18 protein-coding genes are annotated in these 25,057 nt (G+C 62.7%); 8 read left to right on the top strand and 10 right to left on the bottom strand.

All coding sequences use genetic code 11. The features are described 5' to 3' along the window. The first annotated feature begins 136 nt into the window (after positions 1-136). Together ADN01_RS09200 and ADN01_RS09195 are read left to right on the top strand one after the other, a co-directional pair. Complete coding sequence (locus tag ADN01_RS09200) at positions 137-1,012, top strand: fasciclin domain-containing protein (RefSeq protein ID WP_082142974.1); 876 nt, start codon at positions 137-139, stop codon at positions 1,010-1,012. Between the two features lie 165 nt (positions 1,013-1,177). Then, a complete protein-coding gene (locus ADN01_RS09195) occupies positions 1,178-2,368 on the top strand; it encodes an MFS transporter (RefSeq protein WP_062419713.1) in 1,191 nt (396 codons plus the stop codon). Positions 2,369-2,419: 51 nt separating this feature from the next. On the opposite strand, the gene ADN01_RS09190 is transcribed toward ADN01_RS09195, so the two are convergent. From ADN01_RS09190 to ADN01_RS09165, 6 genes are all read right to left on the bottom strand, one after another. Continuing rightward, the gene (locus ADN01_RS09190; RefSeq protein ID WP_062419714.1) at positions 2,420-3,466 is read right to left on the bottom strand and encodes an SIS domain-containing protein; all 1,047 of its coding nucleotides are present in this window, start codon (positions 3,464-3,466) and stop codon (positions 2,420-2,422) included. Next, positions 3,463-4,431, bottom strand: a complete 969-nt coding sequence (locus ADN01_RS09185; RefSeq protein WP_062419715.1) for an ROK family protein — start codon at positions 4,429-4,431, stop codon at positions 3,463-3,465. The genes ADN01_RS09190 and ADN01_RS09185 overlap by 4 nt, the downstream gene beginning before the upstream one ends. Beyond that, positions 4,428-5,288: a carbohydrate ABC transporter permease gene (locus tag ADN01_RS09180; RefSeq protein WP_075071088.1), complete on the bottom strand. Its 861-nt coding sequence runs from the start codon at positions 5,286-5,288 to the stop codon at positions 4,428-4,430. The genes ADN01_RS09185 and ADN01_RS09180 overlap by 4 nt, the downstream gene beginning before the upstream one ends. Then, positions 5,285-6,202, bottom strand: a complete 918-nt coding sequence (locus tag ADN01_RS09175) for a carbohydrate ABC transporter permease (protein WP_062419716.1) — start codon at positions 6,200-6,202, stop codon at positions 5,285-5,287. The genes ADN01_RS09180 and ADN01_RS09175 overlap by 4 nt, the downstream gene beginning before the upstream one ends. 115 nt (positions 6,203-6,317) lie before the next feature. Next, positions 6,318-7,616 carry an extracellular solute-binding protein gene (locus ADN01_RS09170; RefSeq protein WP_062419717.1) on the bottom strand — a complete coding sequence of 433 codons (1,299 nt, stop codon included), beginning with the start codon at positions 7,614-7,616 and terminating at the stop codon, positions 6,318-6,320. Between the two features lie 38 nt (positions 7,617-7,654). After that, the gene (locus ADN01_RS09165; protein WP_062419718.1) at positions 7,655-8,389 is read right to left on the bottom strand and encodes a GntR family transcriptional regulator; all 735 of its coding nucleotides are present in this window, start codon (positions 8,387-8,389) and stop codon (positions 7,655-7,657) included. A 130-nt stretch (positions 8,390-8,519) separates the two neighbouring features. Here ADN01_RS09165 and ADN01_RS09160 point away from each other — a divergent pair, with 130 nt between their 5' ends. The 5 genes from ADN01_RS09160 to ADN01_RS09140 all read left to right on the top strand — a co-directional run bounded on the left by ADN01_RS09160 (position 8,520) and on the right by ADN01_RS09140 (position 14,728). After that, positions 8,520-9,410, top strand: a complete 891-nt coding sequence (locus tag ADN01_RS09160; RefSeq protein ID WP_062419719.1) for a homocysteine S-methyltransferase family protein — start codon at positions 8,520-8,522, stop codon at positions 9,408-9,410. 14 nt (positions 9,411-9,424) lie between these two features. Next, on the top strand, positions 9,425-11,230 hold the full coding sequence (locus tag ADN01_RS09155) for an ASKHA domain-containing protein (RefSeq protein WP_062419720.1): 1,806 nt from the start codon (positions 9,425-9,427) through the stop codon (positions 11,228-11,230). A gap of 107 nt (positions 11,231-11,337) precedes the next feature. After that, positions 11,338-12,747: an ATP-binding protein gene (locus tag ADN01_RS09150; RefSeq protein WP_062419721.1), complete on the top strand. Its 1,410-nt coding sequence runs from the start codon at positions 11,338-11,340 to the stop codon at positions 12,745-12,747. A gap of 116 nt (positions 12,748-12,863) precedes the next feature. Further along, positions 12,864-13,565, top strand: coding sequence for a class I SAM-dependent methyltransferase (locus ADN01_RS09145; protein ID WP_062419722.1), 702 nt, complete (start codon positions 12,864-12,866; stop codon positions 13,563-13,565). Next, complete coding sequence (locus ADN01_RS09140; RefSeq protein WP_160318404.1) at positions 13,565-14,728, top strand: MFS transporter; 1,164 nt, start codon at positions 13,565-13,567, stop codon at positions 14,726-14,728. The genes ADN01_RS09145 and ADN01_RS09140 overlap by 1 nt, the downstream gene beginning before the upstream one ends. On the opposite strand, the gene ADN01_RS09135 is transcribed toward ADN01_RS09140, so the two are convergent. The 3 genes from ADN01_RS09135 to ADN01_RS09125 all read right to left on the bottom strand — a co-directional run bounded on the left by ADN01_RS09135 (position 14,711) and on the right by ADN01_RS09125 (position 19,192). Beyond that, entirely contained in the window at positions 14,711-15,586 is an 876-nt protein-coding gene (locus tag ADN01_RS09135) for a DMT family transporter (protein WP_062419724.1), read from the bottom strand. The genes ADN01_RS09140 and ADN01_RS09135 overlap by 18 nt on opposite strands. Before the next feature lie 125 nt (positions 15,587-15,711). Beyond that, positions 15,712-18,285: an ATP-dependent chaperone ClpB gene (gene clpB / locus ADN01_RS09130; protein WP_062419725.1), complete on the bottom strand. Its 2,574-nt coding sequence runs from the start codon at positions 18,283-18,285 to the stop codon at positions 15,712-15,714. 136 nt (positions 18,286-18,421) lie between these two features. Then, on the bottom strand, positions 18,422-19,192 hold the full coding sequence (locus ADN01_RS09125) for a YceI family protein (protein ID WP_062419726.1): 771 nt from the start codon (positions 19,190-19,192) through the stop codon (positions 18,422-18,424). Between the two features lie 257 nt (positions 19,193-19,449). On the opposite strand from ADN01_RS09125, the gene ADN01_RS09120 reads away from it, so the two are divergent. Beyond that, positions 19,450-20,019, top strand: a complete 570-nt coding sequence (locus tag ADN01_RS09120) for a DoxX family membrane protein (RefSeq protein WP_062419727.1) — start codon at positions 19,450-19,452, stop codon at positions 20,017-20,019. A gap of 84 nt (positions 20,020-20,103) precedes the next feature. Here the strand turns inward: ADN01_RS09120 and ADN01_RS09115 are convergent, their stop codons facing one another. Beyond that, entirely contained in the window at positions 20,104-24,945 is a 4,842-nt protein-coding gene (locus ADN01_RS09115; RefSeq protein ID WP_062419728.1) for a PKD domain-containing protein, read from the bottom strand. Positions 24,946-25,057: the final 112 nt, after the last annotated feature.

Genomic DNA, 25,057 nt, shown 5'->3' with positions numbered 1-25,057 from the left:
CCGGCCCTCATCTGGAACCGCGTTCAAGAATACTTGCAATACGGCCAGAATCAGTAAAAAAGGCAGCGGGGTGATCAGCCCGCGCAGGGCGAACCTCACCGAAAAGCGCCCCACCACCAGCCCCACCGAGGCGCCCATGCCGGAACCGACCCCGGAACCGCCCAAGACCATCGTGGATATCGCTGCCGGTGACGAACGCTTCAAGACCCTGGTGGCCGCGGTGACCGCCGCCGGTTTGGTGGAAACCCTGCAGGGCGAAGGCCCCTTCACCGTTTTTGCCCCCACCGACGAAGCTTTCTCCAAGCTGCCCGCTGGCACGGTAGAAGAGCTGCTCAAGCCGGAAAACAAGCAGCAGCTGGTGGACATCCTCACCTACCACGTGGTTGCTGGTAAGGTCATGGCTGCCGATGTGGTCAAGCTCAGCGAAGCCGAAACCGTCCTGGGCAAGAAAGTGGCCGTCAAGGTGGAAGGCGACAGCGTGATGGTCAACGAGTCCAAGGTCGTCCTCACCGACATTGAAGCCTCCAACGGCGTGATCCACGTGATTGACACGGTGCTGCTGCCCCCTGCGGATGAAATGAGCGGCGCTGAGATGGAAAAGAAAGACATTGTGGCCATCGCCGCCGGTGATGAACGCTTCAAGACCCTGGTGGCCGCGGTGACTGCCGCTGGTTTGGTGGAAACCCTGCAAGGGGAAGGCCCCTTCACGGTCTTCGCCCCCACCGATGAGGCCTTCGCCAAGCTGCCCGCCGGTACGATTGAAGACCTGCTCAAGCCGGAAAACAAGCAGAAACTGGTGGACATCCTCACCTACCATGTGGTTGCCGGTAAGGTCATGGCCGCCGACGTGGTGACACTCAGCGAAGCCGAGACCGTTCTGGGCCAGAAAGTGACTATCAAGGTCGAAGACGGCAAGGTCTACATCAACGACGCGCAGGTGATCCTCACCGATATCGAAGCCTCCAACGGCGTGATCCACGTGATTGACACGGTCATCCTGCCGCCCCAGTAAGCAGAACGTTGAAAACCAACCAATGCACCTCAGCCTTCGGGTTGGGGTGCATTTTTATGTGCGTAAGCTCTCCTTGACGCCGGGGGGTGATTGGCATACAATAGCGGACGAATTAGTTAGCTGTACGAAGTAATTTTAAAATCTTGGGCGCATACAGGTGTTGGTATGAAGATCAATCGCAATCTGGCCATTTTATTTTTTACCATGGCCGTGGTCATGCTGGGCTTTGGGATCATCATCCCCATTCTGCCCTTCTATGCTGAGAACCTGGGAGCCAACGGCACTGCCCTGGGCGTGCTGATGGCTATTTTCAGCGTGATGCAGTTCATCTTCTCGCCCATCTGGGGCGGTTTATCTGACCGCATTGGCCGCAAACCGGTCATTCTCATCGGCGTGCTGGGCAACGCCCTGGCTCAGCTCTTCTTTGGCCTGTCCACTTCGCTGTGGATGCTCATCGCGGCGCGGGCGCTTTCCGGCATTCTCTCCTCGGCCACCCTGCCCACCACCATGGCCTATATCAGCGACAGCACCAGCGATAAAAACCGCGGCGGCGGCATGGGCGTCATCGGCGCAGCCATGGGCGTGGGCATGATCTTAGGCCCCGGCATCGGCGGCTGGGCGGGCAGTTACTCGCTCTCTATGCCGTTTTTCGTGGCGGCAGCCCTTTCCACGGCGGCGCTGGTGTTGGTGTGGTGGGTACTGCCCGAATCGCTGCCCGCTGAAAAGCGCAGCGCCAAAACTGCCTATGCGGGTCCGCAGCTCGGCCTGATGTGGAAATCGCTGTGGGGGCCGATGGGCTTTTTGTTCTTTCTGTCCTTCCTGGTCAACTTCGCCCTGGCCAACTTTGAGGGTATTTTCAGCCTGTTTGCCAAGCACCGCTTTGATTACGGCCCGGCTGAGGTGGGTACCATCATGATGGTTATCGGCATCGTCTCCACCGTCATCCAGGGCGTGCTCACCGGCCCGGCCACGCGCCGCCTGGGCGAGAACTGGATCATCAAAGCCTCGCTGCTGGCCTCGGCCGTCGGCTTTATCCTCATGCTGCAGGCCAAAAGCTACACCAGCGTGCTGCTGACGGTGGGCTTTTTCGTCTTCAGCAATGCCATGCTGCGCCCCACTATCTCCTCCGATGTCTCAAAAAGCACGGATATGGGGCAGGGCATGGCGATGGGGTTAAACAACGCCTTCATGAGCCTGGGGCGCATCGTCGGCCCGCTGTGGGCGGGCAGTTTATTCGATGTCAACATCAGCCTGCCCTATCTGACCGCCGGAATCGTTCTATTCATCACCTTCGGTCTCAGCCTGATGTACCTCAAAACCCCCAGCCTGCGCCCCGAATTGCAAACCGGGGATTGACCCCGCGAAAGGCCAACCCCCGGCGTTCCAAAGCCGTTCCAGGGTAAAAAACTACTGCCGGTCGGTCACCTTGCCAATGCGGCGGAAGGTGCCGGCTTCCATGCCGTTCAGTTCGGCTGCCGCCAGCGAATACAATTGCAAGGGCAAAATCTCCACCAACGGCCGGGCCAAATCGTCCACCGCAGGGATCAGCAGGGTTTGCAGCGCCAGGTCGGGCTGATCGTCCACCCACAGCACCCGCGCCCCCCAACGCTGCGCCTCTACTGCCAGGTCACGGTTGAGATCGCGGGTTTTGGCCGCCCCGGCAAACATCCACAGGGTCAAATTCTCATCCGCCAGTTCCAGGGGTCCGTGGCGGAAATAGGGCGCGCTCATGCCTTCATAGGCCACCTTGGCGGCTTCTTTGAGGATCAGCGAGCCGTTCATCACCGCCGCCAAAGAAGACCCGCGCCCGGCGATGATCATGCGCTGCGGCAGCCCCAAACCGTGGCGAAACACCGACACCTGTTCTTCCCAATGGGCCAAAAAAGCCTCCCCGCTGTCCGCGGCCGCGCGCAGAGCCGTCCGCGCCGGTTCCAGCGGGCTTTCCAGCAATTGGCAGGCAGCCAACAGCAGGGTGGCCAGGCTGTTCAGGTAGGTGCGCGTGCTCACCGTGCGCTCCGGCCCGGCGTGAATCGGCAGCACCACCTGGGCCTGCTGAGCCAGGGGACTTTCCAGGTCGTTGGTGACGCCCACCAACAGAGCCGGGTGCACCGCCTCCTCGCCGGAGATCAGGCTGAGAATCTCGGCGCTGCGCCCAGACTGCGAAATCACCACCAGCAGGGTGCGGGCATTCACCAGGCCGGGGGCGTAATGCAGCAGTTCCGAAGTCTCCACCCACGACACGGGGATGGGCAGCGCCGTCAGCCGCAGCCAGGTGGGGTAAGCTGCGCAGTAAGACGCGCCCATGCCGGTGAGCACCACGTTGGAAAATTCCCCACGCTTCAGGCGCGCCGCCGCATCCGTCAGGGTCTGCGCCGCGTAACGATCCAAAGCGGTGCGCAGACTTTCGGGTTCGCTTAAGATGTCCTGCAAATAGAGGTTTTGATGAAGAGTCATGCCGTCTCCTGAAGCAGGTCGAGGGCCGCGCGGGCCGCGCCCAACACCCCGGCTTGCTGGCCCAATTGGGCCGGTTGAATGGTTACCCGCTCGGCCGGCACCACCGGCTGCACACTGGCGGCCGCCGCGCGAATCGGTTCCTCAAAAAGATCAAACGAGCGCATCACCCCGCCGCCCAGCACAATCGCGTCGGGCAGCAGCAGCAGGATTAAATTAACCAGCCCCATCCCGTAAATGGCCCCCAGCCGCGCCGTCCATTCCAAAGCCAGCGGGTCGCCCTGACGGGCCGCCTGGGCCATCACGGCCGCGTCCACACGAGAGACCTCGCCCCCCGCCAGTTCCAGCATGCGCGAGGAGGGCTTTTGGCGCACGGCCGCCTGCAAATCGCGGGCGATGGCTGGGCCAGCCGCCAGGCTTTCCCAGCAGCCGCGTCCGCCGCAGTAACAGGGCGGGCCGTTGGGATCCAGGCGGATATGCCCGCCCTCTCCATGCCAGCCGTCCACCCCGCGGTAAATGTGCCCGCGGTAGATGAAGGCCGTGCCGATGCCCGTGCCCACCGTCACCGCCAGCAGGCGCTGCACGCCGCGGCCAGCCCCCTGCCACCACTCGCCCAAGGCAGCCGCGTCGGCGTCATTTTCCAAAGCCACCGGCACGCCAAAGGCCTGGCGCAGCGGTTGGACAATATCCACATCTTCCCAGGTGGGCAGGGTGTAGGGGTTCTGAATGGCGCCGCGCTGCCGGTCAATGGGGCCGGTGGCGCCGATGCCCACCGCCAGCAGCTTGCGGCCAGCGGATACTTTTTCCACCAGCGAGGCAATCCGCTCCACCCCGGCCTGCGGCCCGCGGCGCGCCTCGATGAGGGTTTCGGCCCATTCCAAAAGCTGCCCCTCCGCGGTCACAGCCCCCGCGCGGACGTTGGTGCCGCCCAGATCCACGCCCACCGTAATTTCAGGCGCTGCGCTCATCCCTTCACCGCCCCCGCGGATAGGCCGCTGACGATGTAGCGCTGGAAGATGAGGGCCAGGATCACAGGGGGCAAGGCCGCCAACACGCCGCCGGTCATCATGGCGGTGATGTCCACCGCATAGCGGCCGGTAAACTCCGCAATCGCCACCGGCACCGTTTTGGCCTGGATGGTGCTGGTGAACAGCAGGGCAAAGAAGAACTCATCCCAAGCCAGCAGGAAGGTGAACAGCGCCGTGGAGACAATCCCCGGGGCCGCCACCGGCAGCACCACCCGGAAGAGGGTCCCCAGGCGCGAACTGCCGTCAATCAGGGCCGCGTCTTCCAATTCGATGGGGACCGTCTCAAAGAAGGTGGTCAGCATCCAGATGGCAAAGGGCAGGGCAAAGCTTAAATAAGTCACGATCAGGATGATGGGTTTGTCGCGCCAGCCCAAAAAGGCCGCCGCCACATACAGCGGGATCACCAGCGAAATCTCCGGGATCATGCGCACGCTGAGAATGCCCATAAAGATCGCGTCGCGGTATTTCATCCGCAGGCGCGCCAGGGCATAGGCCGCCAGAGAACCCACAAACAGGCAGATCACCGTGGTGACGGTGGCCACCAGGAAGGAATTGGCTAGGGTGTATTTGAAGGTGCGCGCCACCTCCGACACAGCCGTGCCGGGGATGAGGATGTTGCGGTAATTCTGCAGGGTGGGGTGTTCGGGGATCCAGCGCGGGGGCGTGGCCAGCAGATCGGCGCGGGTCGAAACCGAAGACAGCAGCAGCCAGGCCAGGGGCGCGTAGATGAACAGCAGGATCAGCAGCATCAGGAACAACTTGCCCGCGGTTTGCAGCGTTTTGCGATAGCGTTTCATGCGCGCACCTCCGGCCGGTAGAACAGGCGAATGTAGATCAGAGCCATCGCCAGGGTAAACAGAGAAATTAAGAAGGACATCGCCGAGCCGGAGCCGAGATGGCCGTAAGAGAATGATTCCAGATAGGTCAAATAGGAAATGGTCACCGTGCCAAAGGCCGGGCCGCCCTGGGTGATGACGTATATGATGTCAAACACGCGGAAGGCTTCCACCGTGCGGATGATGAGCGCCACCAAAATGGCGGGCTGCAGCAGGGGGATGCGGATCAGCCAGAAACGCTGCCAGGCCGTGGCCCCATCCACCGCCGCCGCCGCTTCCATTTCCACCGGAATGGTGGCCAGGGCCGCCTGCAAAATGAGCACCACAAAGGGCAGGCTGTGCCAGATGTCGGCGATGATCACCAGGTTCATGGCCGTGGCAGGTTCGGTCAGCCAGGCGCGGTATTTGGTGATCAGCCCCAGGCTCATCAGCAGGCCGTTGAGCGCGCCGTAATCGGCGTTGTAAATCCAGCGCCACAAGGCCCCGTTGACGATGGTGGGCACCGCCCAGGGGATGATCAGACTGGTGCGCAGGAATTTCCAGCCCGGCGGGCGGCTGTGGATCAGTGAGGCGATCGCCAGCCCCAGCACCAGCTCGGCCCCCACCGAAACCACGGTGAAGTAAAACGTGCGCCAGATGGCCTGCCAGAACTGCTGACTTTTCAAGAAGGCCAGGTAGTTGGCCAGGCCCACAAAATCCTGCGGGCGCGGGTTGGAAAGCGGGGTGTTGGTAAAGCTGAGCACAAAGGTATACAGCACTGGAATGAGGGTAATGATGAAGATAATTAAAATACCCGGCAAGAGCATCCACATGCCGTCGCGCATCTCTTGCTGGCGCAGATTGAGCGTTTTGCGGGGGATTGAGGCTTGGGTCATCGCACCATCCATCACGACCGCGCGGCCCAATCGGCCGGACGGGTCAACAAAAGGGTTAGGTCAAGAAAAAGGGGTGAGGGACGGCCGCCCCTCACCCCCCCGGTCGGGTACAGGATTACTTGGCTTGCAGTTCGACCCACTTGGCCGCGGCGTCATCCAACGCCTGCTGCGGGGTCTTGAGTTTGGTCAGGGCTTCCTGAATGGCCAATTGCAGGGCCTTGGAGCCTTCCGCGTAATAGGGGACCTTGGGGCGCACGTGCGAGAAAGGGAACTGCGCCTTGAAGGCCGGAACGGTCACGGGGGTGGCTTCGTTCAGCTTGGTCAACGAATCCAGCGCCTCGCCTTCGTAGTTGCCGCTCCACACGGGCAGCAGGTGGGCCGAGTACTCTTTCTGAATGGACTCGCTAGTCAGGAACTTCACATACTCCCAGGCCGCTTCGCGGTTGGGGGATTTATCCACCACCGAGAAACCCATCGAGCCGTTGATCGTGGCGCTTTCCACACCGCTGCCCGCGAAGGCCGGCATCAGGCCAAACTTCACCTGGCCGGTGATCTGGGACTCGTCGGCGTTCAGGTTGGCCAGTTCGTACATGTACAGCCAGTTGACGGCGAAGGCGGCCTTGCCCTGCGAGAAGACATTGCGCACATCTTCTTCCACGTAGGAGACCGAAGCCGGGTTGCTGATGCCGTCCTCAATGGTTTGCAGCATCCAGGCCAGCGCCTGCACACCCTTCTCATTGTTGAAAGCCGGTTTGCCTTCGGCGTCCACCAGCGAACCGCCGTTGCCGAACAACAGGGCCACGTAATCGCAGATCACGGCTTCCGCCTGACCCCACGACCAGGCGATGGGATATTCCACCAGGCCCTTTTCCTTGATCACCTTGGACTGCTCCACCAGTTCTTCCCAGGTCTTGGGCGGGGCCGAGAAGCCGGCTTCGGCCAGGATCTTTTCGTTGTAGAAGAAGTACTTGGCGTCCAACAGCCAGGGCATACCGTAGGTCGTGCCGTTCACCGTGGTGATGTCCCAGGCGGCGGCGAAGACTTTTTCCTTGGTCTGCGCGTCAATCTTTGCAGTCACGTCCCACAGATAGCCCGCCTTGGCGAATTCCGCGTACCAGATATCGTCAACCAGAACAACATCATAGGACGGCGGGTTGGTGGCCATGGCCGTGGCGATCTTGTCGTGCAGGGCATCGTAAGAAACGTACTCGATCTCCACTTTAATGTTGGGATTGGCCTCGTTGAATTTGGCCACAATCTCGTTCATTTCTTCCGGCGTCGGCCCAGCTTGCTGCATGGTCAAGACTTTGACCGTCTTGGGACCATCCGCAGCTGCTTTCGGCGCGCAGCCCACCAGGCTGAGCAGCAGGGCAGCCAACAACAAAACCATTACAGGGCGAAACTTGGACAACATACGACCTCCTTAGGGTGGGTGAAACAAAAGGGACGGTATTACCCGATGAATTGGCGGCCGGTGAAAAACGTGAAGCGACTGCCGCAGTACACCGAGCGGACAAGTTCAATCACCTCAAATGTGGCGGAGTAGGTCTGGCGCAGCGCCACCAACACCGCGTCGCCAGGCTGAAGCCCCAGGCGTTGGGCCAAATCCGGCGCGGCAAAGGTGGCTTCAATTTCGGCGTCAGCCCAGGTGGGGTTGATCCCGTAGCGGGTGCGGAAGACCTCATACAGCGAGGCCTTGCTGAAATCATACTGATCTAAGCCGGGGTACAGGTGGGCGGGCAGGTAAGCCACTTCGTCGGCCACCGGCTGATCGTCCATCTGGCGAATACGGTGCAGGCGGTAAATTTTGCCGCCCTCCGGCAGCTGCAGCCGCCGGGCCACATCCGCTTCCGGCTCTTCCAGGCTCAGTTCCACCACCCGCGAGCTGGGCCGGTAGCCCTTGGCGGTGATGTCCTCGCTGAAGCTGCGGAAGCCGGACATCTCGCGGATGCGCGCATAGGCCACAAAGCTGCCGATCCCCTGGCGGCTGTAGACAATGCCCTGCTGCACCAAATTCTCCAAAGCGCGGCGGGCGGTGATGCGGCTGACGCCGTACTGGCGCGAAATCTGCGCCTCGGAGGGCAGCTGGTCGCCAGGTTTCAGCTCACCTTTGTCAATCTGGCGCAGCAAATCCTGTTCAATTTGATAGTACAAGGGGGTGAAAGAGCGGTTGGGGGCAGTTGGCATGGCTACGCACCTGTTATGCATATTATATTGTCATGACAAGTAAAATACAATAGGTTCAGCGTTTTTTAAGAATGCAATTCTCAGGTACAATGGAAACAATTCCCTGATCCCCTTGAAGGAGGTTCCCCCCATGCCCACCCCCGCGTTCTTACAGCGTCTGAAAGACGGAAAGATTCTGGTATCCGACGGTGCCACTGGCACCAATTTGCAGCAGCGCGGCCTGCCGGTGGGCTTGCCCGGCGAAGTGTGGGTCTTTGAAAAGCCGGAAGAAATTCTGGGCCTGCACCGCGATTTCATCGCTGCCGGTTCCGACATCCTCCTCACCTGCACTTTCGGGGGCACCTCGCTGCGCCTGGAAAGCCACGGCCTGGGCCAGCGCACCGCCGAACTGAACCGCGCGGCGGTTTCACTGGCACGCCAGGCCGCCCAGGGCAGCGGCGCCCTGGTGGCCGGTTCCATCGGCCCCACCGGGCAGCTGCTCAAACCCCTCGGCCCGCTGGAAGAAAGTCAAGCCGAGGCCGCCTTCGCCGAACAAGCCCGCGCCCTGGTGGAAGCCGGGGTGGACCTGATCGTGGTGGAGACGCAGTTTGATCTGACGGAAGCCAGCGCCGCGCTGCGGGCGGTGCGCTCGGTCAGCGTCGAGATCCCCCTGGTGTGCTCCTTCAGCTTTGACCGCGGCAAACGCACCATGATGGGCGTTAAGCCTTCTCAGGTGGCCGAAACCTTGCCCGCTCTCGGCGCTCAGGTGCTGGGGATCAACTGCGGGCGCAGTCTGGATGAAAACCTGGAGGCCCTGCGCCAACTGCGCGCCGCCACCGATCTGCCCCTGTGGTTCAAGCCCAACGCTGGTCTGCCGGAGGTGGACGCGGAAGGTAATCCCATCTACCGCCTCAGCCCGGCCGAAATGGGCGCGCAGGCCGCACTGTGGCTGCAGGCCGGGGCGCAGGTGGTGGGCGGCTGCTGCGGAACCAGCCCGGCCCATCTTCAGGCCGTCGCCCAGGCTGTGCATCCCGCTGCCTGAGCCTGTCTGCCCTCATGAGCACACTCGTCACCGTTGATTTCGAGCCATTAGGCCGCCGCATTCAGGTGCCCGCCGGAAGCGACCTGCTGAGCGCCGCCCAAAAAGCGGGCGTTGAGCTGCTGGCGGCCTGCGGCGGCATGGGCATCTGCGGGCAGTGCCGCGTGCGCCTGGTTCAGGGCCGCCTCAGCCCGCTGACAGCCGACGAGGAAGCCCTCTTCACCCCCGCCGAGCGGAGCGCGGGCCTGCGCCTGGCCTGTCAGGCTCTGGCCCACAGCGACGTGCTCCTGGAAGTGCCCCCCGAATCCCTGCTCAGTCAGGCGCGCCTGCAAACCGAAGGGCACGACCCTCGCACCGATTTTGATCCCGCCGTGCACGCCGTGGATCTCAGCCTGCCCCTGCCCAGTCAACAGGATCTGCGCGACGACCTGCGCCGCGCCGCCGAAGCCCTGGCCGTTCCCCTGCACGCCAACCTGCCCGCGCTCAACGCCCTCAGCCGCGCGCTGCGCGCGCACGGCGGGCAGGTGCGGCTGGCCCTGCGCGATGAAGGTGAGTTCACGCGCCTGCTGTCCGCCTCCGCGCCCGAAACGCCCCCCCTGGGGCTGGCCGTGGACATGGGCTCCACCAAACTGGCCGCCTTCTTAATCCATCTGGAAAGCGGCGCCGTGCTGGGTCAGGCCGCCGCCATGAACCCGCAGATCTCCTACGGCGAAGATGTCATCAGCCGCATCGCCTACGCCAACAAAGCCCCCGAGAACCGCGCCGTGCTGCAAACGCGCCTGGTGGAGAGCCTCAACCAGCTGGCGCAAAGCCTGTGCGCGCAGGCCGGGGCCGCCGTGGAGCAGATTGTTGAAGGCGTGCTGGTGGGCAACACCGCCATCCACCATTTCCTGTGTGGCCTGCCGGTGGAACCCCTGGGCACAGCCCCCTACATCGCCGCGGTGTCGCAGCCGCTGGATTTGCCCGCGGAGGCGCTCGGTCTGCATCTGGCCCCCGGCGCCATGCTGCACCTGCCTGCCCTCATCGCCGGTTACGTGGGCGCTGACCACACCGCCGCCCTGCTGGCCTCCGACTTTGACGCGCCCTCCGCCGTGCAGGTGCTGGTGGATATCGGCACCAATACCGAAATCAGCCTGTCGGCGGGCGGGCAGATTTTGACCTGCTCCACAGCCTCCGGCCCCGCCTTTGAAGGCGCACACATCCACGACGGCATGCGCGCCGCCCCCGGCGCGGTGGAACGCGTGCGCTGGGCCGACGGGCGCGCCCAGGTGTTCACCGTGGGCGGCAAAGCGCCGGTGGGCCTGTGCGGCACGGGCATCCTGCAGGCCGTGGCCGAGCTGTACGGCGCCGGGATCCTGGATCAGCGCGGGGTCTTTCAGCGCCTGCCGGACGGCTCCCGTCCCAGCCAGTTGGTACTGGTGCCCAGCACCGAAACCGGCCACGGGCGCGACATTGTGGTGACCCGCAAGGACGTCAACGAGATTCAGCTGGCCAAAGGCGCCATCCGCGCCGGAATCGAAATTCTGCTGGCCGAAGCCGGCCTGCGTGCAGAAGACGTGCAGCGCTGGGTCATCGCCGGGGCCTTTGGGGCCTATCTGGATTTACCCAGCGCGGTGCGCCTGGGCATGTTCCCCGCCGTGCCCCTGGAGCGCTTTTTCCAGGTGGGCAACGCCGCCGGGGTGGGCGCGCGCCAAATGCTGCTCTCGCGCACGCGCCGCCAGCAGGCCGCCGCGCTGCCGCAGCGCGTGCGCTACATTGAGCTGACCGCCTACGCCGATTTCACTCGCCGTTTCGTGCAGTCCATGTATTTCGGCAGCATTTAGCCCTCCCAAAAGGCCGCCAAACCCAGTTCCCTCGCTTGTATTTTTACAAATTATGATTATAATAATTATAATTCGTAAATTATCTTTATGATTCGACGGAGGGTGCTGTGTTCATTGACCGAAAAACCGAACTGGGCCTCCTGAATCAGCGCTATCAAAGTGCGCAGGCGCAACTCTTCGTCCTCTACGGCCGCCGGCGGGTGGGAAAGACCGAACTGCTGCGCGCATTTTGCACCGACAAACCGCACCTCTTCTTCATCGCCACCCTCAGCAGCGACGCCGAGCAGCTAGCCACCTTTTCACAGCAGATCTACGGCTTGCTGCATGCCGAAGTGCTCCCGGGGTTCACCTACCCCTCCTGGGAGGCGGCTTTTCGCGCCCTGGCCGATCTCCCCATGCAGCCCAGGCCCATTGTCGTGTTGGATGAGTTCACCTATCTGATCAGCGGCAACAAGGCGGTACCCTCCATCCTGCAGAAAGTGTGGGATGAAAAGCTCAAAGATACACAGCTCATGCTGGTGCTGTGCGGCTCCTACATTGGCATCATGGAAACCGAAGTCTTGGGGTATCAGGCCCCCCTGTATGGGCGGCGCACAGCCAGCGCACTGCTGCGCCCCCTGGATCTTCCTTCCGCGGCACTCTTTTATCCCCACTATTCGGCAGAAGACCAGTTCACCGCCTGGGCGGTTGTGGGGGGCATGCCCTTTTATCTGCGCATCTTTCAGGACAGCCAGAGCATTTTCGCCAATATCCGCCAGCATATTCTGGATGCGCAAACCGGCACCCTGTTCAACGAACCCCGACTGCTGCTCATGGAAGAGCTGCGGGAGCCGCGAAATTATTTCTCCATTCTGCGGGCCATTGCCCAGGGGCGCACGCGCCTGAACGAGATCACGCAGGCGGCGGGGGTAGGGGATGTGAACACTACCGCCCGCTACCTGGACATTTTGCAGCAGATGCGCCTGGTTACCCGGCGCGTCCCCGCCACCGAGCCGCAGCCCGAAAAGAGCAAAAAAGGGCTGTACCAGATCGAGGATCATTTTTTGCGCTTCTGGTTCCGCTATGTGCACCCCAACCAGAGCAGCCTGGATCTGGGGCTAGCCGATGCCGTTCTCACCCAGCGCGTACAGCCCGACCTGGATCATTTTGCCGCAGCCGCGTTTGAAGAGGCAGCAGTGACCTTAACCGGCCGTCTGGCCCAGGCAGGCCAATTGGATTTTCTGCCCGAACGGATTGGGGGCTGGTGGCATCGAAAGGCGGAAATGGATGTGCTAGCGGTCAACCTTACCGAAAAAACCGCCCTGGTGGGGGAATGCAAATGGAGTATTCATCCGGTGGGCACCCGGGTTCTGGACGAACTCAAGCAAAAGGCCCAGATATTCCAGCAGGAGCACGGCATTGAGAACATACAGTACGCTGTCTTTGCGCGCCGCGGCTTTACCCCCGAATTGGAAGAAGCCTCCCAGGCGGAAGGGGTGCGTCTGTTCACCGTCGAGTCGCTGGTCAACCCAGGCTGAACGGCGCGCCCGGCGGCACAGCTCCTTTTCAGAGCTTTTTTCTCCCAAAAAACCCGATAAACTGGTACAATCCACTTCCTATAGCAAGTTCCCCCTTCACCCAAAAAGGATTCGGGATGGATCACTTTGAGAAAATTTACGCGCAGCGCGCGCAGGAATATCACCGCATGGTGGCTGTCGAAGACGTCGAACAGCACCTGCTGCCCGCTCTGGGGCTGGACGGCCCGCAAGACGGGCTGAAGATTTTGGATTTGGGCAGCGGCACAGGGCGCATTCCCCTGCTGCTGCACCCCCAACCCGTGCGCCTGGCCGCGCTGGACCTGAACCGCGCCATGCTGGCCGAACAGGCCGTGCAGCGCAGCGCCCTGGGGGGCAGCTGGCCTTTGTTGGAAGGCGACATGCGCGCCCTGCCTTTTGCCAGCCGCTGGGCAGATGTGGTCACCGCCGGGTGGGCCATCGGTCACTTGCGCGCCTGGTACGCCCAGGACTGGCAGACCCACATGACCCGCATCCTGACCGAAATGCTGCGTGTGGTGCGCCCCGGCGGGCGGGTGATCATCATGGAAACCCTCTCCACCGGCAGTCTCACCCCCCAGCCGCCCACGCCGGAGCTGGCGGAATATTACGCCTGGCTGGAAAACCGCTGGGGCTTCGTCCGCCAGCAAATCTCCACCGATTACCAGTTCCCCGACGTGGACACCGCCGTGGCCTGGACAGAATTTTTCTTCGGCGCCGAACTGGCTGAGGCCATCCGCCGCAACGCCTGGGCGCGCTTACCCGAATGGACCGGTGTATGGACTCTTCAAACCCCCGCCTGATGCAACCTGCCGCAATTATGCTGCGCGGCTCGCTCTACAGCGCGGTCTATTGGGGAGTGATTGGCGTCTTTGAACCTTCTTTCAACGTGCATTTGCAGAACCTGGGCATCACTGGCAGTCAAATCGGCCTGCTGGGGGCTATTCTGCCCTTCTTGCAGTTGTGGGTAGCCCCCCTGTACTCCGGTTGGGCCGACCGCCTGGGCAAACGGCGCTGGATGTTGGCCGGGGCGCTCCTGGCGGTGGCGGTGGTCCTGTTCCTCTTCCCCTGGGCGCGCACCTTTCCGGCGGTGCTGGTCCTGTCGTTTCTGCTGGCCCTGGGGCGCAGCCCCACGGTGGGCCTGGGCGAAGGCGTTTCTGCGCGCATGGCCGCCCGCCACGGGCTGGAATACGGGCGCATGCGCATGTGGGGGTCGGTGGGCTTCGGCATCATCGCCATCCTGTGCGGGTACATTTGGAGCCGCATCGGCACGACGAGCATGTTCCCCGCCGCAGCGGTCATGGCCCTGCTGGCCGCGCTGGCGGTGGGCTTTTTGGAAGAAGAACCCCCCGCCCAGGGCCCCGCGCAGCGCTTCCCCTTGCGGGAAATCCGCAGCAACCGCGTGATCGTGGTCCTGCTGATCGGCAGCTTCCTCATCGGCGGCGCGCTGTGGCTGGGGGTCATCTTTGGGGGCGTGTACATGACCGACCTGGGCGGCGGCCTGGAGATGGTGGGCATCACCGTCGGCCTGCCCGCCTTTTTGGAAGTGCCCGCCATGTACCTCAGCGGGCGGCTGGTGCGGCGCTGGGGCGGCACGAAGACGCTGCTGTTGGGCTACGCCCTGGTGGGGGCTTACTTCCTGGGCCTGGCGGTGGTGAAAACCCCCATGCTGGCCCTGCTCATGGCCCTGCTGCGCGGGCCTGGCTTCGGCCTGTTCATGGTGTCCACGGTGGTGCTGCTGGAACGCAACGCGCCGCCTGGATGGGCGGCGACGGTGGTGGCCCTGATGAGTTCGGTGTCGTTTGGTCTGGCCCCCCTGCTTTCTTCCCCCCTGGGCGGCTGGATCTACCAGCACCTCGGCCCGCAGACCATGTTCGCCTTCGCGGCGGCCCTGGTGGGCGCGGGGGCCTTGGCGCTGTGGTGGGGGCGGGAAAAGCCCGCGCCCGGCTCAGGACCGGCTGCCTAAGACCAACGACACGCTGAATAAAATCACCGCCAGACCGGCGAACATGCCCCAGTTGAGCGGCTCGCTCAGCAGCAGAACCCCCCATAAGAGACTGAAGAACGGCACCATAAACGTCACCGTGATGGCCTTGGTGGCGCCCCCCTTGGTGATCAGGCGGAAGTAGATCAGATACGCCAGGCAGGTGCACAGCACCGCCAATGCCAGCAGCGCCAGCCAGGCCAGGGTCGAAGGGCTGCCCTTCGGCAGGAAAAAGAAGGCCGCCGGCAGCATGGCCGCCCCGGCTCCGGCGAGCTGCCCAGCCGAGACTTGCAGCGGGGTGAAGCCCTGAAAACGCGCGCGCACGTACACCGCGCCAAAAGCATAGGCCACCGCTGCCAGCAATGATTCCAGGGCCGCCAGAATGGTGCGCTGATTTAAGGGCAGCGGGCTGAAACCCATCAAGATCACCACCCCCAGAATGCCCAGCAGACCGCCCAAGCCTTTACGCGCAGTGAAGCGTTCCAGCCCAAAAGCCGCCGCCACAATGGCCGTGAACAGGGGCGTGGTGGCGTTGATGATGGCAGCCATAGAGCTGTTCAGCACCAAGACCGCACTGGCGATGAGGGTGAAGGGGATGGCGTTGTTGATTGCGCCCAGCAGCAGAAACGCCTTCCAATTCTTGCGAAAATCCGGCAGCCCGCCCGCAAAATGCGCCACGGCCACCAGCAGCACCGCCGAAATCCACACCCGCAGGGCGATCAAGAAGATCGGCCCAAAATCCGGCCCCGCCACGCGCATGAACAAAAACGCGCCGCCCCAAATGGCCGAGAGCAGCAGCAGCATCAAAAAGTATTGCAGTGAATCACGTTGGATTTTCATTGGGCGCCTCCCGCACGGGAATGATCGCACCATTATACAGGATGGCGGCCGAAAATCCACAAAACCCTGCCCTCCCCGTAAGGAAATCGGAGAGGGCAGGGCCGTTATTCAGCCTGATCGATGGGTCAGGAGATCGATGTGAACTCCAGCCCCTGCGCGCCGCGCCGCACCTGCACCGTTTCACCCGGGTGGAACGCCCCGGATAACAGGCGCACAGCCAGCGGGTCCTGCAGTTCGCGCTGAATGGCGCGTTTCAGCGGCCGCGCCCCAAAATCGGGATCGTAGCCCGCCTCCGCCAGATAAGCGCGCGCCTCCGCATCCACCTCCAGATGGTAGCCGCGCTCGGCCAGCAGCGCCTCCACCCGCCGCAGTTGAATATTGATGATCTCGGCCAGCTCTTCGCGCCCCAGGGGATGAAAGACCACGATCTCATCCACACGGTTTAAGAACTCGGGGCGGAAATGCGCCTGCAAGACGTGGTTCAGCGCTTCGCGGGTGACCACGCGCTGCCCGTTCATCCACAGTTCGCTGCCCAGGTTGCTGGTCATAATCACAACCACATTACGAAAATCCACTGTGCGGCCCTGGCCGTCGGTCAAACGGCCGTCGTCCAGCAATTGCAGCAGCACATTGAAGACCTCAGCGTGGGCCTTTTCGATCTCGTCAAACAGCACCACGCTGTAGGGCCGGCGGCGCACGGCCTCGGTCAGCTGTCCGCCCTCGTCGTAGCCCACATAGCCGGGGGGCGCGCCCACCAGGCGCGAGACGGTGTGCTTTTCCTGATATTCGCTCATGTCAATGCGGATCATGGCGCGCTCGTCGTCGAACATGAACTCCGCCAACGCCCGCGCCAGCTCGGTCTTACCCACGCCCGTCGGCCCCAGGAAGATGAAGGACCCGATGGGGCGGTTGGGATCCTGCAGCCCGGCGCGCGCGCGGCGCACCGCGTTGGACACCGCCTGCAGGGCCTCGCTTTGGCCCACCACACGCTGGCGCAGCCGCTCTTCCATGCGCAGCAGCTTCTGCATTTCGCCTTCCAACAGGCGCGAGACGGGGATATGCGTCCAGCGGCTGACCACCCCGGCGATCTCTTCGGCGTCCACCTCTTCCTTCAGCAGCGCGCCCTGGCTTTGCAGGCTCTGAATGCGCGCCTCGGCCGCCTCCTGACGCTGCTGGAGCTCGCGCAGTTCGCCGTATTTCAGGCGGGCCATGCGCTCCAAATCGGCCTGGCGCTCGGCCTGTTCCATCTCCAAATGCACCTGCTCCACCTTTTCTTTCACGGCGCGCAGCTCGGCAATGGCCTCTTTTTCGGTCTGCCATCGCGTGCTCAACTGGCGCGAACGTTCGCGCAGATCGGCCAGCTCCTGCTCCAGCTTCTCCAGGCGCTCGCGCGAGGCCGCGTCTTTCTCTTTTTGCAAGGCTTCGCGCTCAATTTCCAGCTGGAGCACCTCGCGGTCCACCTCATCCAGAGCCTGCGGCTTGGAATCGATCTCGGTGCGCAGGCGCGCGGCGGCTTCGTCAATCAGATCAATGGCCTTATCCGGCAGGTGGCGGTCGGCGATGTAGCGGTGCGAGAGGGTGGCCGCGGCAATGACCGCCGGGTCGGTGATGCGCACGCCGTGGTGCACCTCGTAGCGCTGCTTCAGGCCGCGCAGAATGCTGATGGTGTCTTCCACGCTGGGCTCTTCCACAAGCAGCGGCTGAAAGCGCCGTTCCAGGGCCGGGTCTTTTTCCACATATTTGCGGTACTCGTCCAGGGTGGTGGCCCCCACCAGGTGCAGCTCGCCGCGGGCCAAAAGCGGCTTGAGCATGTTGCCCGCGTCCATCGCCCCTTCGGCCGCGCCCGCCCCCACCACGGTGTGCATTTCATCCACAAACAGGATGATATCACCCGCTGCGCTGGTGATTTCTTTGAGAACGGCTTTCAAGCGTTCCTCAAACTCGCCGCGGTATTTGGCCCCGGCGATCAGCGCGCCCATATCCAACTGCACCAGGCGCTTGTGCTTCAACCCCTCGGGCACGTCCCCGTTGACAATGCGCTGGGCCAGCCCTTCCACGATGGCGGTCTTGCCCACGCCCGGGTCGCCGATCAGCGCCGGGTTGTTTTTGGTGCGGCGCGAGAGAATTTGCACCAGCCGCCGGATCTCTTCATCCCGGCCAATCACGGGGTCCAGCTTGCCCTGGCGCGCGGCGGCCGTCAGGTCGCGGCCGTATTTCTCCAGCGCCTGATAGGTGTCCTCCGGGTTTTGCGAGGTGACGCGCTGGTTGCCGCGCACCTCCGCCAGGGCCTTCAAAACGGCGTCGCGGGTCAGCCCGTACTGCGCCAGGCGTTTGCCCTCCGCGCTTTCGGTCAGCCCCAGCAGAATATGCTCCGCCGAAACGTAATCGTCCTGCATGCCCTTGGCAAAGCGCTCCGCGGCGCCGAGCACATCCGTGGCCGGGCGCGAAAGCCCCACTTCGCTGGGGGCGCTGCCGTACACTTTGGGGCGCTGATCCAGTTCTTTTTGCAGTTCCTCCGCCAGCGCCAACGTGCTGCCGGAAACCTTGGTGACCACCGCGGGAACCACGCCGTCCGGCTGTTGGATGAGTGCCAGCAGCAGGTGCGCGGGTTCAATCGTCTGATGGTGCAGTTCTTCGGCCAGTCTCTGCGCGCTGAACAGCGATTCTTGAGCTTTTTGGGTGTAGCGATCCAGATTCATATTGCCTCCAGTTAAACCAACAAAATACCTGCAAACGCCCTTTGCAGAACGCTTGCAGGTTAAGTGTAAACCGGAAGGATCAATTTTGGATTAGAAGCGTGTATGAATTGGATATACACGCCGGGGCAGCCTGTGCCTAGGGCACAGGCACCGCGGTGAACTCAATCTCCAGGATGACGTCATCCTCCACGCCGGTGACGGAGGGCACTTCGGGGATGAAGATGCCAAAATCCTTGTAGCGCACGGTGGCGACGGCCAAACCTTTCAGCTCGGTTTCAGAAACCGCGGTCACCTCAGCGTTAAACGTCACGCTTTGGGTTTTGCCGATGATGGTCAGGTCGCCGGTGATTTGGAATTGGAAGGCCTCCCCCAGCTTGACCTCAGCGGGCAGGCCGGTGAGGCTCTGCGGGGTAAAGACAATCCACTCGTGATCATTGGTGAGCAGAATGCGGTTCTTCACCGCGCGGTTGCGAAATTCGTTGTCGGTGGTCAGCGTGCGCGCATTCACGCGCACCTCGCCCAGGCGCGTGCTGGCGTAGTTGCCGCGGTCCACGGCAATCTGCCCCGCCACCTGGTTGGTGACGCCGATGACCGTCTTGGGGGAGCCGTTCAGCACCTCGTTGATCTTAAAGCGCGCTTCCGAACGGGCGGGGTCAATTTCAAACAGGCTTTCGCCGCTGGCGGGCGCGGCCGCCGGAGGCTGGGTGGCCGCGGGCGCAGCCGGTTCTGCGGCGGCGGGCGGCTGGGTGGGCGCCGGGGTCGGGGGCGCCGCTGCGGTGGCCGTGGCAATGGGCACGGCCGCCAAGGGTTGACTGGCTTCCTGGGTGGGCTTCAGAAACAGAATCACCACCGCGGTCACGGCCGCGAGACCTACCAAGATTGCGATCAAAATCCATTTTTTACCCATATTTCCCTCCCATCAGGAGCTGTATCGTTAAGGATGCCCCGTTTTCCCTTGAAAACGAGGGTGGACATGGTATTGAATTTATCTTATTTAGATAAAAATAGTATTAATTTAGTGCACACATGAGATTCTTCTTATCCAAGACTGTAAGGAATATTGGATATTTTTTATCCTATTATATGATAAAATCACTTTGTGGGGGCTTTCACAAAAAGCCGCCCCTATCTTATCCGTATTGTATAAGTTGTAAGGAGGAAGTCATGACTGCTCAAACCCGTACTCCCCTGGTGGAGATCACCGATCCGCCTTTTGCCGCCAAACTGTTCGGCAGCCCGTCCTGGGCCTGGCTGTGGCTGCTCATGCGCCTGTACCTGGGCTACACCTGGCTCTCCAGCGGCATTGGCAAGCTCTCCAACCCCGGCTGGACCCAGGGCGGTGAAGCCCTGAAAGGCTTTTGGGAACGCGCCGTGCTGATTCCCGAAGCACCCGCCCGCCCGGCTATTTCCTTTGATTGGTACCGCAGTTTCATCCAGGCCCTGCTCGACAGCTCGGCCTATACCTGGTTTTCCAAATTGGTGGTGGCTGGGGAAATCTTGGTGGGGGCCGCCCTGATTTTGGGCATGTTCGCGGGCATCGCCGCCTTTTTCGGCGGGTTCCTCAACTGGAACTTCATGATGGCCGGAACCGCCAGCACCAACCCGCTCTTATTCACCCTCTCGATTTTCTTGATCCTGGCCTGGAAGACGGCGGGTTGGTGGGGGCTCGACCGCTGGCTGCTGCCGCTGGTGGGCACACCCTGGAAGCCCGGGCGCGTCTTTTTGAAAAAGTAACGCCGCCGCCGAGATCTAAGAACCAAAGAGCAGAGCCGCCCCAACCACGGGCGGCTCTGTTTGTATCCTAATAATCGAGCGGTCTTACAGCGGCGGTTGTCCTCGCCGCGGACGGCGCGTCAGACCGTTCAAGACCATGCCTACGCCCAAGAGCAGCAGGCCCAGGTTGGTCAGCCAGCGCTGCACCGCCACCGCGAAGGGCAGCTGGCGCAGGTCCGCGCCGGTCACCGGGATGAGCACATCGCCGGTGTTGGCCGGGGGCAGCAAGGCGGGCAAGTTCCCGCCGCCCGCACCCCCACCACCGCCCGGCGTGGGCGTGGGATCGGGGTTGCCTTCCTTGGGCGGCTTGCAGTAGTTAGCGGCGGTGCTTTCGCTGGTTTCTGAGCTGCCTTCGCCCTCGCCGTACACGATGTACACCGTGTGCGCCCCGCCCGATGTGGTCAGGAATTCCAGCGAGCCGGGTTCGCCCACCGTACCGCCGGGCACCACCCCGCTGCCGTCCGCCGCGCCCGTGGGCGCGCGGTCGAGGTACCACGAGAAGGCCACATCATAGCCGTTGGGGTTCAAGACCGTCCAGCGGATCTGGCGCGTGACCGAACCGGTGGGGCAGGCGTAGGTCAGGTCCAGTTCCACCGGCGGCACGCAGAAGAACTCACCGCTGGTGTTGCTGGCCGAGCGGGTCTCCTCGTCGGGCTGCATCCACACAATCGTCACGGTGTGCCCGCCGCCGCTGGTGCTGGTAAAAGCCACCCCGCTGGTGTTGGCCGCCGCTGTGCCGGTTCCATCCGGCTCGCCTTCCGGCGCGCGGTCAATGTAGTATTCAAAGTCCACCTCGTACCCGTTGGGGTTCGAGACCCGCCAATCCACGCTGTTATCTTCCAGATTACAGGTGAAAGTCACCGACAGATCGCCAGGCGGCACGCATTGGAAGGCGCTGGACTGCGCCGAAACCTGGCGCGAGCCGTCCACACCGGTGTAGGTCACCACCATGCTGTGGCCGCCGTTGGACGAGGTGTGAATAGAAAGGGTCTGACCGCCGGCGATGCTGCCTGCCCCCACGGCCGCTCCAACGTCCAGACTGAAGGAGTAGTCAAAGCTCAGGTCAGCATTGGGGTTGCTCAGCACCCAGGAAATTTCGTTGTTCTCGGTGCACACCGGCGAAAGGGTCAAATCGGCCTTGCACGGCGTACCGCTGTTTTGACTGGTGATGAGCGTCTCGCCCACGTACACATTCAGGGTCTGCGTTTCGCGCGTGGGGAAGCTCTGGATGGGGGTGGTGAAGCTGGTGGAACCGTTGGGGCCCACCCTGCCGCCGCCGCTGAGGGCGGTGCTGGTCACGTCCCAGGTGAAGTCAATGGTGTAGCCGGTGGTGTTGACCACCTGCCAGGTGTAGGTGGTTTCATCCGCGAAACCGCACTGGTAGGTGAGGGTCAGTGTATTGCTGGTGGTGCATTCATCCGCCGCCGCCGAATCCGTGTAGCTGCGCGTCACTTCATCCGCCGCCGTCCACGAAACGCTGGCGTTACGCGCCGTACCCAAGGGCGTGGTAGCGTAGATGGCGGTCTCGTTAGCGGCCACGGTTCCTGTGCCGCCGGAGATGCCAGTCACGCTGAAGGAAATGGTGACGGGGTAGGTGTTGGGGTTGGTCACCAGCCACTCGATGCCCTCGTCCCCACAGCGGTGGCTCAGGCTGAGGTCCACAATCGGTTCCGAGACCGTCACCACCCGCCGGACGGCGTACTGCCCGATGGCACCCTGCACCACCATGGTGACTTCATAGTCGCCGCCGGATGCGTAGGTGTGGCACAAGTTGGGATCATCGCTGGGCTGCAAGTACACCACCGTGCCGTCCCCGAAGTCCCACATCACCACCGTCTCGCCCGGCTGCATGGAAACGGTGAAACAAATGGTGGTCGTATTAGAGGGATCAACCGTAAAGGTCGAGCCGCCCTGCACCACCGAGAAGACCTTGATATTATTGGTGGCCATGGCCGTCAGGCCCGCCGTGTTGTTAATCGTCAGGGTGACGGTGTAATCGCCCGCGACGGTGTAGGTCGTGCAGGGGTTTTGTTCCGTGCTGGTTTCGCCGTTCCCCAAATCCCACAGCCAGCTGGTGATGGGCGTTTCGCTGACGCTTTCATCGGTGAAGCAAATCTCCACCGGAACCACCCCGGTCCACTTATCCGGGGTGAAGGCCGCCTGGATGGTGGTGGTGGTGTAGCCGACGGTCTTGCCGGATGCGGTCAGCTCGCCGTACTTCCAGGTGCCGACCACCGAAGCCCACTGGTCGCCTGCGGTGGTGACGATGTAGTCCACGCTCTGACCGTAGGCCGTCGAGCCGTCCGGCAGGGTCCACACAAAGCCGCTGAAATCCCGCGGACCGCCCACGGCTGTGAAGGTCACCGTGTAGGGCAGCAGTTCCGTTTCTGGGTCCACCTGCACGCTGAGGGACTGCTGGTCGTAAACGGTCACGTTGCAGACAGCCGTGGTCTGGCTGCCTGTACTGGACGTGACCAGTACACTGACATTTTTAGCTCCGATGGTGCTGAAACTGAAGGTGGGGGTCTTAATCGCCGCGCTGCCTTCGCCGTTGAAATTCCATTGGTACGAAGCCACCGTCACGCCCGCCGGCAGGCTGGGGTTGACGTTAAAGTTGACCACCTGACCCACCGAGGGGTCGTTGGGCGTGGCCGAGCAGGTCGCGTAGATAAAGTCGGCAGCGTACACCGTGCGGCTGCGAGCGCAGTTCAAGAAGCTGCCGTCGCTCAAGGTGACGCGCAGGCTGGCCGTGAAGGACGGCGTGGCCGCCAGGAAGGTGACCACCTGGCCGCTCAAAGCCTGGGCCGGGTTGCTGATGGTCCAATCCCAGGCGGTAGCCGTGACCCCCGCGGGCAGGTTGTTGGCGAAGCCGGTCAGGGTCACCGTATCGCCCGCGCGGACGATATCCGGCTGGATGCCGATCGCACAGGTGGGCGTCACCGCCGTGATCGTCAGCGTCTTCGAAGCCGAAGAGCTGCCCCCTGGGCCGGTGACGGTCAGCGTGACCACATAGGCTCCAGCCGTGTTGAAGCGTTTATTGGACACATTGCGGGTGGTCACCAGCGCGCTGCCGTCGCCAAAGTCCCACGACCAGTTGGTGATGACCCCCGTGCTGGTGTCGGTGAAGTTGAAATTCGTGACAGTGGTGCCGCTGGTGGCGTTGACGTTAAAACTGGCGATCGGCGGGATGGTGTTGGGAACCACATTCAGGCGCTTGCTGGCCGTCGAAATCTGGCCGCTGGTGCCCACCACGCGCAGCTCAATGATGTAAGTCCCTTCGGTGAAGTACGCGCAGGGGTTCATCTCGGTGCTGGCGCCGCCTGAGGCCAAATTCCATTGGAAGCTAGCCACTGGCCCGGTGCTGTCGTTGCTGAAGCACACCTGCTGGCCGTCGGGGCCGTAGCTGCCCACAAATTCGTGGCTGAACTGCGCCTGCACAGGCGTATCGTTGACCGTCACCACCACCTGCTTATAGGTCGTGCCCGATCCGCCAGGGCCGCTGGCGTTGAGGGTGATGGTGTAGGTTCCGATCGAGGTATAGGTGTGTTCGAGAGACGGCAGGTTATCCGTGGTCACCAGGGTGTAGCCGTCGCCGAAATTCCACGACCACTGCGTCACCGGGCCGCCGCTGGTCTCGTTGCTGATGCTCACTTCCAACGGGGCAGGGCCGGTTTGCGGACTGACGCTGAAGGCGGGCAGCGGGGCGGGCGCCCCCACATAAATTTCCACCGCGCCAAAAGCGTGCACGGTGTTGCCCAAACTGTCCGTCACCACCAGATGCACGTAATAGGTGCCCGGGGCAGCATAGGTGTGGGTGGGGTCTTCTTCGCTGCTGCTGCCGCCGTCCCCAAAGGTCCAGGCGTAGCCGGTGATCGTGCCGGTGCTGACCGCGGTGGCGTCAAAGTTGAAGGTGAACAGATCCGCCGGGCTGGCCTGGGTGGAAACAAAGGTGGCCGACAGGCTGGAAGTCGCCGGGGCGATGGAAACCTGCCCGGTAGCTTGCAGGGTCTCGCCGGGGCGGGAGCACACCAGAAGGATGTTGAACGTGCCCGCGGTGGTGTAGGTGTGGGTAGGGTTGGTCAGAATGCTGCCCGAACCGTCGCCAAACGTCCAGGTGAAGCTGTCCGCATTTTCGCTGAGGTTGTTAAACGAAACCGTCAGCGGCACGGTGGGCGTGTCGCCGCCGTCATGGCTCAGGCTGAAATCGCAAACCATCGGCGGCAGGACGGTATCCGTCACCACCACCGCTTTGGTGACGGCGATGGGGCTGCCGCCCTCCGTTTCCACCACGGTCAGCGTCACCGAATAGGTGCCCGCCGCGGCGTACTCATGCAGGGGGTTCTCTTCGCTGCTGCTGTTGCCGTCGCCAAAATTCCACGAATAGGAGAACGACGCCGGGCCGATATGGGTGAATTCCACAAAGACCCCATTCATGCTCACGCTGAAGTCATGCACCGCGCTGGGAACATTGGCCGCCTGGGTGTCTTCACAGGCGTCGCCAATGCCGTTCTGATTGGCGTCCGCCTGATCCGGGTTGGCGATGTACGGGCAGTTATCCCCCTCCCCCACGCCGTCCCCATCCGAGTCGTTGCTGTGAATGGGATCCTCGCGCGGGGTCACCGGGGAGACGGTGGGAGCAGGATCTTCCGTAGGTAGGGGATCTTCTTCGGGCGGCGCCGGGTCATCCGGCACGGCCGTCTCCACCGGCTCCGGTTCCACAATGACATCATCGTTATCCACCGGCGGCGGGGGCGTCACCGGGGCGCTGGCCGCCAGGGCGGGCTGGTTCATCGCCGAAAGCAGCATGCCTGCGATGAGCAGCACCACGCCCAGCATGTAGCTGGCCCGCATGGTTTTGCGCATCAATTGATTGATTTTTGGATACATGGTTCCCTCCACTCATTCCACTAGACCGCGATACATTCGGTAAACGTCGGTGGGTCCAACGCCGTGACCCAGAACAGGTGATTCCCAGACGCTTGAGGGAGCGGTGATGAGG

It is taken from the genome of Levilinea saccharolytica (assembly GCF_001306035.1).
Taxonomy (GTDB): domain Bacteria; phylum Chloroflexota; class Anaerolineae; order Anaerolineales; family Anaerolineaceae; genus Levilinea; species Levilinea saccharolytica.
Note: the sequence above shows the minus strand (reverse complement) of the source record. Positions and strands in the feature narration are given on the sequence as shown.